The 13,843-nt window shown below is 72.4% G+C and carries 14 protein-coding genes; 5 read left to right on the top strand and 9 right to left on the bottom strand.

Annotated elements, in window-relative coordinates; all coding sequences use genetic code 11:
* The first annotated feature begins 22 nt into the window (after positions 1-22).
* Entirely contained in the window at positions 23-340 is a 318-nt protein-coding gene (locus tag Adu01nite_RS02290) for a hypothetical protein (protein WP_203724520.1), read from the top strand.
* Here the strand turns inward: Adu01nite_RS02290 and Adu01nite_RS02285 are convergent.
* Genes Adu01nite_RS02285 through Adu01nite_RS02270 form a run of 4 tightly spaced genes read right to left on the bottom strand, consistent with a single transcriptional unit; the run spans position 337 to position 5,635 of the window.
* Positions 337-1,104 carry a hypothetical protein gene (locus Adu01nite_RS02285; protein ID WP_203724519.1) on the bottom strand — a complete coding sequence of 256 codons (768 nt, stop codon included), beginning with the start codon at positions 1,102-1,104 and terminating at the stop codon, positions 337-339. The genes Adu01nite_RS02290 and Adu01nite_RS02285 overlap by 4 nt on opposite strands.
* The gene (locus Adu01nite_RS02280) at positions 1,091-3,634 is read right to left on the bottom strand and encodes an FtsK/SpoIIIE domain-containing protein (RefSeq protein WP_203724640.1); all 2,544 of its coding nucleotides are present in this window, start codon (positions 3,632-3,634) and stop codon (positions 1,091-1,093) included. Before Adu01nite_RS02280 ends, Adu01nite_RS02285 begins: the two co-directional genes overlap by 14 nt.
* Before the next feature lie 52 nt (positions 3,635-3,686).
* A complete protein-coding gene (locus Adu01nite_RS02275; RefSeq protein WP_239132075.1) occupies positions 3,687-5,024 on the bottom strand; it encodes a hypothetical protein in 1,338 nt (445 codons plus the stop codon).
* Positions 5,021-5,635 (bottom strand): DUF4126 domain-containing protein, encoded by a 615-nt coding sequence (locus Adu01nite_RS02270; RefSeq protein WP_203724518.1) that lies wholly within the window; start codon positions 5,633-5,635, stop codon positions 5,021-5,023. The genes Adu01nite_RS02275 and Adu01nite_RS02270 overlap by 4 nt, the downstream gene beginning before the upstream one ends.
* 64 nt (positions 5,636-5,699) lie before the next feature.
* Here Adu01nite_RS02270 and nucS point away from each other — a divergent pair, with 64 nt between their 5' ends.
* Positions 5,700-6,359: an endonuclease NucS gene (gene nucS / locus Adu01nite_RS02265; RefSeq protein WP_203724517.1), complete on the top strand. Its 660-nt coding sequence runs from the start codon at positions 5,700-5,702 to the stop codon at positions 6,357-6,359.
* A 17-nt stretch (positions 6,360-6,376) separates the two neighbouring features.
* Here nucS and Adu01nite_RS02260 read toward each other — a convergent pair whose 3' ends face one another.
* Positions 6,377-7,120: an SDR family NAD(P)-dependent oxidoreductase gene (locus Adu01nite_RS02260; protein WP_203724516.1), complete on the bottom strand. Its 744-nt coding sequence runs from the start codon at positions 7,118-7,120 to the stop codon at positions 6,377-6,379.
* 81 nt (positions 7,121-7,201) lie between these two features.
* Here Adu01nite_RS02260 and Adu01nite_RS02255 point away from each other — a divergent pair, with 81 nt between their 5' ends.
* Positions 7,202-7,831: a TetR/AcrR family transcriptional regulator gene (locus tag Adu01nite_RS02255; protein ID WP_239132074.1), complete on the top strand. Its 630-nt coding sequence runs from the start codon at positions 7,202-7,204 to the stop codon at positions 7,829-7,831.
* Here Adu01nite_RS02255 and Adu01nite_RS02250 read toward each other — a convergent pair.
* The 3 genes from Adu01nite_RS02250 to Adu01nite_RS02240 are packed head-to-tail and all read right to left on the bottom strand — an operon-like array spanning position 7,822 to position 11,474.
* The gene (locus Adu01nite_RS02250; RefSeq protein ID WP_203724515.1) at positions 7,822-9,324 is read right to left on the bottom strand and encodes a DUF6297 family protein; all 1,503 of its coding nucleotides are present in this window, start codon (positions 9,322-9,324) and stop codon (positions 7,822-7,824) included. The genes Adu01nite_RS02255 and Adu01nite_RS02250 overlap by 10 nt on opposite strands.
* Entirely contained in the window at positions 9,321-9,971 is a 651-nt protein-coding gene (locus Adu01nite_RS02245; protein WP_203724514.1) for an ABC transporter ATP-binding protein, read from the bottom strand. The genes Adu01nite_RS02250 and Adu01nite_RS02245 overlap by 4 nt, the downstream gene beginning before the upstream one ends.
* Positions 9,972-9,980: 9 nt before the next feature.
* Positions 9,981-11,474 (bottom strand): aldehyde dehydrogenase family protein, encoded by a 1,494-nt coding sequence (locus Adu01nite_RS02240; RefSeq protein ID WP_203724513.1) that lies wholly within the window; start codon positions 11,472-11,474, stop codon positions 9,981-9,983.
* A gap of 65 nt (positions 11,475-11,539) precedes the next feature.
* On the opposite strand from Adu01nite_RS02240, the gene Adu01nite_RS02235 reads away from it, so the two are divergent.
* Together Adu01nite_RS02235 and Adu01nite_RS02230 are read left to right on the top strand one after the other, a co-directional pair.
* Positions 11,540-11,875: an Rv1322 family protein gene (locus Adu01nite_RS02235; protein ID WP_239132073.1), complete on the top strand. Its 336-nt coding sequence runs from the start codon at positions 11,540-11,542 to the stop codon at positions 11,873-11,875.
* An 11-nt stretch (positions 11,876-11,886) separates the two neighbouring features.
* The gene (locus tag Adu01nite_RS02230) at positions 11,887-12,693 is read left to right on the top strand and encodes an alpha/beta hydrolase (RefSeq protein WP_203724512.1); all 807 of its coding nucleotides are present in this window, start codon (positions 11,887-11,889) and stop codon (positions 12,691-12,693) included.
* Here the strand turns inward: Adu01nite_RS02230 and Adu01nite_RS02225 are convergent.
* Complete coding sequence (locus Adu01nite_RS02225; protein WP_438871064.1) at positions 12,674-13,828, bottom strand: AI-2E family transporter; 1,155 nt, start codon at positions 13,826-13,828, stop codon at positions 12,674-12,676. The two genes, Adu01nite_RS02230 and Adu01nite_RS02225, sit on opposite strands and share 20 nt — an antisense overlap.
* Between the last annotated feature and the right edge of the window lie 15 nt (positions 13,829-13,843).

Raw genomic sequence — 13,843 nt, 5'->3', positions numbered from 1 at the left:
GAATCGGACAAGAGGTGACGGGATGGACCCGGAACAGATGCAGTGGGCGCTCGCCGAGGCGAGCAAGGAGGCGCTCTCGGTGGCGCCCGGCTGGTTCCGCGCCTGGCCGACGGCCGACGAGAAGTGGTCGGCGGTGAACGTCCGTGCCGCCACCCAGGTGATCGTCAACCACAGCCGGGAGGACGACCGCCACCCGCACGCGTGGACGGTCCGGGCGCTCTTCGGCAGCCACGCGGTCGAGCTGCACGTCGGCCCGTACGAGACGAAGGCGCACGCGCTCCTGGTCGCGCACGCCGTGCTGAGCCTTGCCTACCAGGAGACGGCGGCCGCGGCGGTCTAGTGGGTCGCCGCGAACGCCAGGGACAGCAGGGTCGCCGCGATCATCCCGCCGAGCAGGGTCAGGCCCACGCCGCCGATGTCGAGCCGGGCCTGCAGCCGCCGGTGCGCGACCACCGCCGCCACCGGAACCCCGGCCGAGGGCGCCACCAGGAACGTGATCCACCCGAGCGCGCGCAGCACCGGGCCGCCCCACACACCCGTACCCCCGATCGTCACCAGGCCGGAGGCCACCAGGCCCGCCAGCGTCGCGATAAGCGCGCCCACCAGCGGCAGCAGCGGCAGCGCCCAGCGCGGCAGCGCTCGCCGGCCGGCCGGACGGACGGTCACGTCGATCCGCTCGGCCACCCGGGCCAGCAGCACCCGCGGCGCCTCCGGCCCGCCCGGCACCCCGACCTCGGACAGATCCGCGGCGTCCAGCGGGTTGCGGGGCAGCGCGACCCGCGGCATCGCCTCCACCGGAACCGGCTCCGGCACCTCGCCCAGTGCCCGCACCCCGATGCCGCGAGCCCGGCGCAGCTGATCCCAGAGCCGGGCCGCCTCCCGGTCCACGTCGAGGACCTGGGCCGCCGCCGCACCCGCCCAGCGGTCCGCGGACAGCGCGTCCCCCTCCGCCCGGGCGAGTTCGCCGGCGGCCTGCGCGGCACTGTCCTGATAGGCCTGTTCGGCGCCGCCCATCTCGGCCTCGCGGCGCCGGGTCGCCTCGGCCAGCGCGCTCACCATCAGCTGGTAGTCGCGGCCGATCGGCTGGCGATCACGTGTGGTCACTGTTCACCTCGTACGGGATGATCACTTCGGGGGTCCGGTGCACCGCGCGGTCGAAGAACAGCGCCCGGCGGGTGCGCGGATACCAGGCGGGGCCGCCCGGCTGGGGATAGAGCGGAGTCAGGTCGGCGCCCTGCACGTCGAGGGCCACCCATGCGCCGATCGGGTCGAGCCGGGCGGCCGGGCCACCGAGGCTGTCCCGCAGCCGGGCCACCGAGCGCCACCAGCCGAGCACGTGGGTGCGGTTCTCCGGCCCGTCGGTGACCAGCCGGCGCAGCGCGGCGTGGTCGGTGCCGGCGTCGAGCGCGTAACCGAGGACGTAGTGCGGGATGTCCAGCACCGGCAGGTCGGCCAGGTCGTCGTGCCAGTCGGCGGAGGGCAGCTCGGCGACCAACCGGGCCGCGGCCCGCCCGGCGTCGGGGTCGAGGCAGACCACGCTGAAGTGGGCCGGTCCCTGCGCGGCCAGCGACAGTGCGGCGGCGGCGAGCACGTCGCAGGCCTCGTCGGTGCGGGTGCCGAGGACGGCCAGGTTCCGGCCGGGCATCCGGCCGAGTCGCAGCCGGGCGGGCCGGGCGGCCACGTCGATGCGCTCGCCGAGCACGGCGCCGGGGGAGGAACCCACCGGGGTGTCGGCATCCGGGACCGGTCCGGCCGGGCGGTAGGCGGCCGGCAGGCGGGGTACGGCGTCGCCGTCGAAGAGCCGCGGTTCCTCGCAGCCGTCCGGCCGCATCCGCCACAGCCGGCGCTGCAGGGTGCGCCAGACCAGCCGGTCGCCGGCGTCCGGCAGCCGGACGACGAGGTTGGCCCCGGCCGTGCCGGACTCGGTGTTGACCACCGCGTGGTGCCGGGGGATCACCGCAGCGGCCAGGTTGTTGTCGGCGAGGATCCGGCGGGCCTTGGGCAGCGCGATCCGGAGGGTGAACTGGCCGACCAGCCCGGACCGGCCCCACAGCGCCTCGATGCCGGAGACGTCCTGCGAGGCGAGGATCAGATGGATGCCCTGCGAGCGGCCGCGCCGGGCCAGGTCCTCCAGCAGCGTGACGGCCTCGTCGGCGACCGCGTCCCGGCCGCCGAGCAGCACCTGGAACTCGTCGATGACGGCGACTATCCGCGGCCACGTGCCGGCCGGGTCCTCGGCCCGCAGCTCGGACAGCTTGGTGGCGTCGTGCCGCTTGGCCGCCTGGGCCCGGGTGCGCAGCTCCTCGGCGAGGTGCCGCAGCATGGCCAGGCCGAACTCCCGGTCGCCGTTCACGTTGATCCCGGCCAGCCGCACCTGCGGCAGCCAGCTCGGGTCGCGCGGCCCCGGCACGAACCGGGCGAACGACACGCCCTCCTTGAAGTCGAGCAGGTAGAGCGCGAGTTCGGCCGGGCCGTAGCGGGTGGCGAGCGCGGCCAGCCAGGAGTAGATCAGGTTGGTCTTGCCGGAGCCGGACGGGCCGCCGATCAGCGCGTGCGGCGGGTCGTCGCCGAGCGGCACGTCGATGAGGCTGCCGTCGGTGCTGTCCCCGATCGGCGCCAGCAGGCCGTGCGTCGACGACTCGGCCCAGAGCGTCGGGGGTTCCAGGTCGGCGAGCCGGGCCGGCGGCGGCCCGGCCCGCATCCGCTCGGCGGTGGCCAGGCAGAACGCGGTGACCCGCTCGGCCGGCGGCGGCGGGTCGAGCCGGATCTCCAGTTCGCCGGTGGCGTCGCAGGTGGCGATCTGCTCCTCGGTCGCGCGCAGCCGCACCACGGTCGGGTGGTCGGCCAGCGGCAGCCCGCGGGCGATCAGGTGGACGCCGCAGGCCACCCCGGTGCGGGCGATCCGGTCGAGCTGGGCCCGGTGCGCGGGGGACAGGTCGTCGACGTCGGCGAGCAGCACGACGACCCGCCACGGGTCGGTCCGGTGGCCGACCGTCTCGTTCACCCGGCAGATGTGCTCGACCACCTCGTCGAGCATCGGGCCGAGCCCGCCCGGCCCGACGAACGAGATGCCGAGCGGGGCGAATGCGGCGAGGGTGCCGCCGAGCGCCTCCGGGTCGTAGACGGTGAGCTGGACGTCGCCGGGCTTGGTGCTGCCGAGGGCGCGCAGCAGCAGGCCGGTGATGATGCCGTCGACGGTGCCGGTCGGCCCGGTCAGGTCGAGGTGGGCGGCGTCGAGCAGCGGGATCAACGCGAGCAGCGGGGCGGACTCGTCGAGCGTGAGGGTGCCGACCCGCAGCAGACCCGGACTGCTGCCGCGTTCGGGCTCGCTGGGGGCCCAGAGCCGCCAGGGAGCGCCGGACGCGCCGGTGGCGCTCAGCGCGGCCAGGCGGCGTACGTTGCCGGTCAGTTTGGCGGTCTCGTACTGATAGCGGCGCTGGATGTCGCGGCGGGAGGTGTCGCGGGCCTCGGCCAGCTGATGCAGGCAGGTGGCGTACGCGTCCCGCACCAGCCGGCGCCGGTCCAGGGCCTCGCCGCGCGCCGATTCGGCCGCGGCCAGCACTGCCCGGGCCGCCCCGCGCGCCTCGGCCAATTCCTGCCGGACGACGGCCACGAGCGCGTTGCGGTTCACGATGGGGGATTTTACCTATTTCGCCCCGACCTGGGCGATTCTGTGCTGCGTGTCGTCAGCTCGCCCGTGCCCGGGTCAGCCAGCGCGGGTCGGCATTGGTCAACTCGTCCCACAATCGGCGGGCCACGATCGAGGCGCCCTCCGCCTGCCAGCGCCGCAGCGTGCGCCGCGGAACGTAGCGGCGCATCCAGTCGAGCGCCTGGCGCGCCTCCCGGTCCAGCCCGTCGGTCTTCGGCCGCCGTCGCCCGTACGGGTTGAGGCCGAGCACCACACAGAAGTGCAGCGCGTTGTAGTGCCGCCACTCGTCCGAGGTGGCGAACGCCCCGGCCGGCCGCAGCCGGTCGATGCTCTCGGCCAGCACCGCCCGCAACTCCAGGGCCCGGACCGGCGCCTGCTCGACGGTCGCCCCGGCGAGCCGCTTGTCGACCGCCGGCAGGTCGGTGAGCGGGCTGCGCATCAGCCGGCCCAGATGCCGGTAGTTGTCCAGCGCCTGCCGGGTGAAGCGCAGGAAGTCCTCCTGCCGGGTGGCGATCAGCCGATGCCGCTGCCGGTGCCGGGGCAGCGCCTCGGCCAGCAGCAGCAGCGCGCCGCGGTCCTGCCGGAGCCGGTCGTCGCCGCGCAGGCCGAGCCGGTCCAGCAGCCGGCGCAGCCGCCCACTCAGCCCGACCCCGGTCATCACCAGGCCGACCAGCACGAACTGCAGCAGCGTCACCACCGCGGAGTCGGCGGCCCGGATCGTGAAGATCGCCGGGAGGCCGACCGCGACGGTGGCGACCACCGCCGCGGTGATCGAGCGGATCAGATCGGGCCGCAGCCGCTCACCCACGTCCAGCGCGTCGGCCACCGCCATCAGGAACGCCAGCATCATCAGGTCGACCCCGATCGCGGCGATCACCAGCATCGGCGAGCCCAGATCGATCGGCAGCAGCAGCACCACCAGGCCGAGCGCGTAGAGCCCGGCGACCACGGCGAGCGCGGCCGGCAGCATGTGCGGCTGCACCTGATCGCGGAACCGCCAGATCAGCACCAGCCCGCCGACCAGCGGCGCGAGCGCGACGAGCCGGCCCGCCGACGGCAGCGCCACCACCATGGCCAGGAAGAACGCCGACAGCACCAGCCATCCGACGTCGATCTGACGGCGCTCCGGCAGGTTGCGCGGCAGCAGGGCCACGGCTGCGCCGGCCCAGAACAACGCGGGCACGCAGAGCAGGATCTGAGCGAGGCGAGAATCCGGCCAGACGGCCCAGGCGGCCACCCCGATGGCGTACGCCGTGACCGCCGCGGCCGCCCGCGCGAGGGCGCCGCGCGCCGGATCCCGGCCGATCAGATAGCAGGCGGCCCACCAGGAGAGGGCGAAGACGGGTACGGCGAGCGCGAGCACCCGAGCAGTCAACCAAACGAGTGCGGCGCGCCGGAAGCGGCAAGAGCTCTCCTACGTCGCCGCCGGCGGACCACGGCGACCGCGCCCCAGCCCAGAAAACCGAGTCCTACCAGGACCAACACCGGCATCAGGATGGCCAGCACGGACATCAGAACGCTGCCGATGTCTTCGACCGTGCTCGCCACCGGCGCCCCGAATCCGGCGGTGCTCACGTTCACCACCGGCCGGGCGACCGCCTTGACCCCGTGCACACAGAGGGCGATCAACACGCCGGCCGCGACCGGAACCCACTGGTGTGAGGAGAAGAACGAACCCGGGTCGCTCACCGTCACCGTCTGCGCCGACGAGCCGGCCCCGAACGCGAGCCCGCCCGCGGTCGGCCGCACCACGGTCTGCACCACGTCGTTGACGTGGTCGACCACCGGCACCTTGTCCGCCACCACCTCGACGGCGAGCAGCACGCCGAGAATGACCAGCACCCAGCCGTTGGACAACCAGGTCCACCCGTTGGGCAGATCGATGAGGTCGGAATACCGGGCGAGCAGGCCCATCACGAGCAGGGGGATGTAGGCATTGAGGCCGGCGGATGCGGCCAGCCCCGTTCCGGTCAGCACTTCGAGCACGAATCCAGCATGGCATCCGCGTGCTCGTTCCCGGCCCGCCGACCGGGTCCGCTACTGTCGTCCGGTGCGCCTGGTCATCGCGAAGTGCTCCGTCGACTACGTCGGACGGTTGTCCGCCCACCTGCCTCCCGCCACCCGGCTGCTGATGGTCAAGGCCGACGGCTCGGTGTCGATCCATGCCGACGACCGCGCCTACAAACCGCTGAACTGGATGAGCCCCCCGTGCAAGCTGCAGGAGGCACCCGGGGTCTGGAAGGTGGTGAACAAGGCCGGCGAGGAACTGCGGATCACCCTGGAGGAGATCTTCCAGGACACCTCGTACGACCTGGGCGTGGACCCGGGCCTGCAGAAGGATGGTGTGGAGGCGCACCTGCAGGAGCTGCTGGCCGCCCACCCGGAGACGTTCGGCGAGGGCTGGACCCTGGTCCGCCGCGAGTTCATGACCGCGATCGGCCCGGTCGACCTGCTCTGCAAGGACGCCGGCGGCGGTTCGGTAGCGGTCGAGATCAAACGCCGAGGCGAGATCGACGGCGTCGAGCAGCTGACCCGCTACCTCGAACTGATGAACCGCGACCCGCTGCTCTCCCCGGTGGCCGGCATCTTCGCCGCCCAGGAGATCAAGCCCCAGGCCCGGGTCCTGGCCACCGACCGAGGAATCCGCTGCGTGGTAGTCGACTACGACCGCCTACGAGGCATGGAACGCAACGAGCTCACGCTCTTCTAGCTCTAGCCGGTCCGGCCTTAGCCGGGCATCAGGCTGCGCTCGCCGCCGTTGGCGAGGACCACGGTGCCGTTCATGTAGCTGCTTCGGTCGTCGATGAGGAAGAGCACGATGTCGGCGATCTCGTCGGGCTCGCCGGCGCGGCCGCGGATGTTGGCCTGGGCGAGCACGGCGATGTTGTCGCCGAGCATCTGTTCGGTGCCGTCGGTGCGCACCGGGCCCGGCGACACGCCGTTGACCCGGACGCCGGCCGCGCCGAACTCGGTGGCCCAGGAGCGGGTCAGCAACTCCACGGCCGCCTTCGATGCGCCGTAGGCGGCGCCGACCGGCGCGGCCAGGGTCGCCGCCGTCGATGTGATGTTGACGATCGCGCCGCGGCCGCGCTCGGCCATCGCCGGCGCGAGCGCACCCACCAGGAGAAACGGTGCGCGGGTGTTGATCGCGATGTGCCGGTCGAAGTCGTCGGCGCTGGTGTCGGGTGTGCGGGTGAAGGCGTAGACGCCGGCGTTGTTGACGAGGATGTCGACGTCGCCCGCCTCGGCGGCGAGCCGGGTCACCGCACCGGCGTCGGCGAGGTCGGCGGCCACGAAACGCGCCTTCCCGCCACGCTGCTCGATCTCGTGCACCAACTCCTGGCCCCGGCGCGCGTCCCGGCCATGGGCGATGACCTCGGCACCACGGTCGGCGAGCTTGAGGGCGACGGCGCGGCCGATGCCGGCGGTGGCGCCGGTGATCAGGGCGGTGCGTCCGGTCAGGTCGGTCATGGCAGCCTCTTTTCTGGGTTGAGCTGTCCAATTCCTATCACAGTTTTTGGGTTGAGCAACCCAAAAAGTTAGGATGGGTGCGTGACGGACACGACGGCCAGGATTCCCAAGCTGACCCGCAAGGGCCAGGCGACCAGGGACCGCATCCTCCAGGCGGCGGTCGAGCTCATCGCCGAGCGCGGGGTCGTCGGCACCAGCACCGAGGACGTGCGTAAGGCGGCTCGGGTGAGCGGATCGCAGATCTACCACTACTTCGACAGCAAGCAGGCCCTGATCCGAGCGGTCATCACCCGGCAGGCCGACGCCGAACCGGTCCCGGGGCGACCGATGATGGGCGCGCTCGACTGCTTCGACGCGTTACGGGCCTGGGCCGACGCGGCGATCCAGCGGCAGGAGGAGAACGGGTGCCGGGGGGAGTGCTCGCTCGGCTCCCTGGCCGGGGAGCTCGGCGCGGCCGACGAGGACTCGCGGCAGGACCTCAGCAACGGCTTCCTGCGCTGGCAGGGCCTTCTCGAGCAGTCATTGCGCGCCATGCGCGACCGCGGCGATCTGCGGCCCGACGCCGACCTCGGCGAGCTGTCCCTGGCGCTGCTGACCGCCCTCCAGGGTGGAACCCTGCTCACCCAGACCATGCGCGACATCCGACCGCTGCGCGCGGCCCTGAACGCGGCCTTGAGCTACATCCATTCCTTCGCGGCGGATCAGCGCTGAGCGTGTAGCTCTACTCGGTCGGTGGCCGTGGTGCCGGCCAAGTAGGCGCGGGCGCCCAGGGCGCCGACCGCGGCCTGGACCAGGACGCTCAGCCAGGTCAGCTCCTGGTTCTGGACGATGTTGACCAGGGCGGGCAGGCCCAGCAACAGGGCGTCCGGGCCGATCAGGGCGTTGACCAGTGGGCCGGTCGAGACCGTGCCCATCGGGGTGTCCAGGGGCAGCAGCTCGTTGCGGACGAAACCGACTCGCGCCCGCCGCACCGCCGCCACCGCGCCCACCGGGCCCAGTGCCAGGCCGAGCGCCCACCACGGGCCGGGCGGCAGTTCGTCCAGGGCGGAGAGCAGGCCCAGGGCCAGCGCCGACCAGGCGGCCGCCAGCACGCCGGGGACCCACATCCGTTGCAGGACGGAGTCGCGGGAGCTCAGGCCGAGCAGGCGGAGCAGCATCGGGTTGCCGGCGTCGGTCTTCACGTTGCCGCCCGCGGTCGAAGCGGCCAGCATCGCGCCGATCAGCACGGCCACGGCGATCAGCCAGTGCGGAGCGTCCTCGAGCAGCACGGGCAGGGCGGCCGCCAGGGCCAGCCACAACAGGCGGCGGCGTCGCCGGGCGACCAGCAGCAGGTCCTGGCCGACCAGGATCGGCAGGCGGGCCGGCAACCGGACCGAGCGCAGTTTCCGGTGGGCCCAGTAGCGGCGCTCGATCATGTCGGTGAGGAAGGACGGTTCCATCCCGAACGCGGAGTCGAACAGGGCGCCGGCGGTTTTGGCCGACTCCAGGATGCGTTCGTTCGGGGTGCGCGCGAGTCCGCGTACGGCAAGCGCGAACAGCAAGCCGACGACCAGCGTGACCGCACCCACCAGCGGAACCAGCGTCCCGGCGGTGGGCCACCCGCCCGCCGCGACCGGATGGTCCGTCGTCGCGTCGGTGACCAGGCCGGCCAGCCCGGCCGCGAGCAGCAGCGAGACCACCGCGTCGAGCCGGTCGCCCCAGCGACCGCCCGCCTGCGCGGCCAGCGCGACCAGCAGCAGGGCGATGCCGGCCAGGCCCGCGCCGGAGGCGAGAAGGGCGATGGCGGAACCGTCGAGCGAGCGCGGCGCGGCGTGCCCGACGATCGCGGTGCCGGCCAGCGCGCCGATGATCGCCGCCACGATCGCGGTCAGCCGCAGCGACGGCAGTAGCAGGCGGCGTCGGCTCACCGGGGCCGGCAGCAGCCAGGAGGCGGCCGGACGGCTCAGCGCGAGCGGGCCGAAGCGGCGTAACGCCAGGTAGAGGAGCCCGAAGAGGACCGGAGTCAGGGAGGCGGCGGCGAGGCTTGACGCGTTCGGGTGGGTGGGCCAGAAGACCACCGCCAGCTGTTTGTGCAGCATGCCGCCGACGATGGCGATGAAGAGGACGGTGAAGTAGATGTTGCCGGCGGTGGCGCCGCGCTCGCGGTGCGCGGACTGCCGCCGGAGGATCCAGCGGCGGACCGGGGCGAGCGGGACGGCGGTCACGGTGTGACCGCGCTCAGCGACTCCATCGTGGTCAGCTCGGCGCCGGACGCCTCGGCGAAAGTGTCGTCGTGGCTGGCCATCAGCAGCGAGCCGCCGTCGGCCACGTATGCGGCGAGCAGGGCGGCGACCTCGGCCCGGCCGTCCGGGTCGAGGCGCTGCTCCGGCTCGTCCAGGATCAGCAGCGAGCTGGGCCGCAGCATCGCGACGGCGAGGGTGAGCCGCTGCTTCTGGCCGGAGGAGAGCGACGGCGGGATCGCGTCGCCGTGCCCGGCCAGACCGAAACGCTCCAGCGCCTCGTCGATGCCGGCCTCGTCCGGGTCCTGCCCGTGCGCGCGGCAGACCAGCTCGGCGTGCTCGCGGACGGTCAGCCCCGGATACCACGTCGGGGGCTCGACGGTGGTGACCACGGCCCGCCAGAACTCGGGGGTGGCGCCGGGGGTGCCGCCGAAGACCAGGATCTCGCCGTCGTCCGGCTGCTGGAGACTGCTCACGCAGCGCAGCAGCGTCGACTTGCCGATGCCGTTCTCGCCGGTGACGCAGACGCCGCTGCCGGCCTTGACCTTCAACGACACGTCCACGAGTACGGGCGTGGAGCCGTACGCGACGTGCAGCCGGGAAACTTCGACGGCCGGGTGATCTACTACCACCCGCCCAGCTTAGGACCGGCGACCGTAGAGCAGGCGCACGGCCTTGACGATCTGGCCCACCTGCGCCGGAGTCCGCTCGAAGGTCATCGACGGCAGCAGCGACCGGGCCCGGCGGACCGTGATCGCCTTGGGCCGGGCGAACTCCCGCAGGCCGTCCTCGCCGTGGATGCGGCCGAAGCCGGAGTCGCCGACACCGCCGAACGGAAGGTTGCCCATGCCGACGAAGGTGAGCGTCGAGTTGACCGCGACCATGCCGGAACGCAGCCGGCGGGCGATCCGGATCGCGTTCTTCTTCCCGAAGACCGCCCCGCCCAGCCCGTACGCGGTGTCGTTGGCCAGCCGGATCGCCTCGTCGGCGTCGGCCACCTTGGTGATGGTCAGGGTCGGCCCGAACGTCTCGTCGCGGATCTCGGTCGAGTCGGCGGGCACGTCCACCAGCACGGTCGGCGACACGAACGGCGGCTGCACGGCGTCGGCGCCGCCGAGCACCGCCTTACCGCCCTTGGCCAGTGCGTCGTCGATGTGCTCGCGGATGATGTCGAGCTGCTTCGGCATGGTGATCGGGCCGATCTCCTGGCCGGTGCGCAGCTTGCCGGCCTTGGCGACGATCTCCTTGACCAGTGCGTCGTAGACCGGCGCCACCGCGTACACCCGCTCGATGCCGATGCAGGTCTGGCCGGCGTTGGTCATGCTGCCCCAGACCGCCGCCTCGGCGGCCGCCGGGATGTCCGCGTCGGCGTCGACGATCAGCGCGTCCTTGCCGCCCGCCTCGATCACCACCGGGATCAGGTTTTCCGCGCAGGCGGCCATCACCTTCTTGCCGGTGGCGGTCGAGCCGGTGAACGCCATCTTGTTGGCGCCCGAGCGGCACAGCGCGGCGCCCACGTCGCCGAGCCCGTGCACCGCCTGCAGCACCGGCTGCTCGGGCACCACCTCGGCGAACGTGTCGACAAGCCACTGGCCGACGATCGGGGTGTATTCGCTCGGCTTGAAGACGACCGCGTTGCCGGCGGCGAGCGCGCCGCTGATCGGGCCGACCGGGGTGACGATGGGGTAGTTCCACGGGCCGATCACGCCGACCACGCCGTACGGCTGGTATTCGAGATGACCGGCGTGCTCGGCGAGCAGCAGGCGGGTGCGCACCTTGCGGGGGCCGAGGACGCTCTTGGCGTTGCGGGCCGCCCAGTCGAGGTGCTCGACGGCGGCGACCGCCTCGACGATCGCGTCGGCGTTCGGCTTGCCGGTCTCCAGGCTGGTGAGCTCGGCCAGCTCCTCGATCCGCTGGACGATCAGCGAGCGCCAGCGCAGCAGACGGTCCTTGCGGCCGGCGAAGCCGAGGCTCTGCCACCAGAGGCCGGCCTCGCGGGCCCGCTCGACGGCGACGACGACGGCCTTCTCGTCGGCGATCGGCACTCGACCGGCCTCTTCGCCGGTGGCGGGGTTGGTCGAGATCAGCACGCCGTCTTCGAGCACCGGCACACCGGGAACGTGAGTAGCCGTCATCTCCGGAGTCTATGTCGCTTGTTACCCGTGAGTCACTAAGTTGGCCTGCCCGTACTCTTGGATCTGTGAGCCCTCGCCGTAACCATCCCCGCCGCCGCGACTCGGAGGTGCCGCCGCCGCTGACCGACGAGCGGGTCCGCAAGGGCATCGAGGGCGTCCAGCAGTGGCAGGACGGCGAGTGGATGGTGCGCTCGATCTTCGGTGGGGCGGCCGTGAAGACGTACCGCTGCCCGGGTTGCATGCAGGAGATCCGGCCGGGCGTGGCGCACGTGGTGGCCTGGCCGATCGACGGCCGCGGCGACGAGACCGACCGGCGGCACTGGCACACCGGTTGCTGGAAGGCACGTGACCGGCGCGGCCCGGGGGTGGAGCGCTCGCGCAACGCTCCGCGCTATGGGTGAAAATCAACTCCATGACAACCAGTCAGATCCGCGCCAACTCGATCCTTCCCGCCCACCGGGAGGACATCGAGTTGCACACCGCCGACGGCCTGACCCTGGTCGGTGAGCTGGCGCGCCCGCTGGACCGCGATCCGGTCGCCACGCTCGTGTGCCTGCATCCGCTGCCGACGCACGGCGGGATGATGGACAGCCACGTCTTCCGGAAGGCGGCGTGGCGGCTCCCGGCCCTCGCCGGCCTCGCCGTGCTGCGTTTCAACACCAGGGGCACCAGCAGCGTACGAGGTACGAGCGGCGGAAAATTCGACGGCGGGACCGGCGAGAAGTACGACGTGGCCGCCGCCATCGAGTACGCGGAGTTCGCCGAGCTGCCCACCATCTGGCTGCTGGGCTGGTCCTTCGGCACCGACCTGACCCTGATGCACGGCCTCGACCCGGCGATCACCGGCGCGATCCTGCTGTCCCCGCCGCTGCGCTTCTCGCAGCCGTCCGACCTGGCCGCCTGGTCGGCGAGCGGGAAGCCGCTGACCGCCCTGATCCCGGAGTTCGACGACTACCTGCGCCCGGCCGAGGCACTGGCCCGCTTCGGCGACCAGGCCGAGGTGGTGCCGATGGCCGGCGCCAAGCACCTCTGGGTCGGCGACGCCGAGAAGGTGCTCGACGAGATCGTCCGCCGGGTCGCCCCGGAGGTGCCGGTCCCGCTGCCGCGGACCTGGGACGGCCCGATGGAGAGCGGCGACATGAACGCCTACGCCGACCGGACCGTCGCCGCCTTCTCCGACGTGCCCGTGCCCGGTCCGCTCAGCGAGCTTCCTGACTAGGCACCACGACCTCGCGGATGATCAGCTGGATGCCGGCCACCATCGGGATCGCCACCAGCGCGCCGACCACGCCGAACAGCGCCACCCCGAGCAGCGCCGCGACCACCGCGGCCACGTCGCTGACCTTGACCGACCGGCGCATCACCGCCGGGTAGATCAGATAGTTCTCGATCTGCTGGTAGATGATGAAGAACACCACGCAGACCAGGCCGTCGGTGAGCGACGAGGCGAACCCGACGAGGCTCACGATCACGGCGCCGAGGGTGGCGCCGATCTGCGGGATCAGGTCGCAGACGGCGACCACCACGGCCAGCGCGAACGGGTACGCCAAGCCGAGGATCATGGCGAGCACCCAGGTGCTCGCACCGGCCAGCACCGCGATCGCCAGCGCGCCCACCATGTAGGCGCCGACCTTGGTGAGGATCTCGTCGGTGAGCAGCCGCACCCGGCTCCGCCGCGACGCCGGCACCAGCGAATACGCCGACTCGCGCAGCCGGTCGAACGCCGCCATGAAGTAGATGGTCAGCACCAGCACGGTCAGCGTGTTGAAGATCGTGCCGAACAGCAGCTTCGCCCCGCCGACCACGCCGCCGAGCGCCCCGCCGACCGTGCCGGGGTTCACCGCACTGGTCACCTTCGCCACGATGTCGTAGCGCTCGACCAGGTCGTTGATGGTCTGGTTGCGCTGCAGGCTGGTGATGTAGTCGGGGACGTTCTTGATCAGCTCGTTGGTCTGGGTGACCAGCGGCGGGATCAGCGCGATGATGCCGCCGACCAGCAGCCCGAGCACGACCAGCGCCACGATCGCGACCGCACCGCCGCGCGGGATGTGCCATTTACGGAGGCGGGTCACCGCCGGGTTGAGCCCGATCGCCAGGAACATGGCGATGAAGATCAACACCAAGATGGAGGCCGCATTGCGTACGCCGAGGAAGATCGCGTAAGCCAGGATGACGCCGAGCCCGCCGAGCAGGCCGATCATGAACGGATTGCGACGGTCCAGGGGCGGCCCGGGCGTGCCGAAGCGCCCCTCCCGAGCATCGAGGTCGGCCGCGTCCTCGGGCGGTTCCTCGACCGCAGTGTCGTCGATCGTGTTGTCGTCTGCGGTCACCGCGAACCGTCCCTCCCCGCCGATGGATTCGGCGGGGAC

This window comes from Paractinoplanes durhamensis (assembly GCF_016862175.1).
GTDB classification, from domain to species: Bacteria; Actinomycetota; Actinomycetes; order Mycobacteriales; family Micromonosporaceae; genus Actinoplanes; species Actinoplanes durhamensis.
This window is presented reverse-complemented; position numbering and strand designations above follow the sequence as displayed.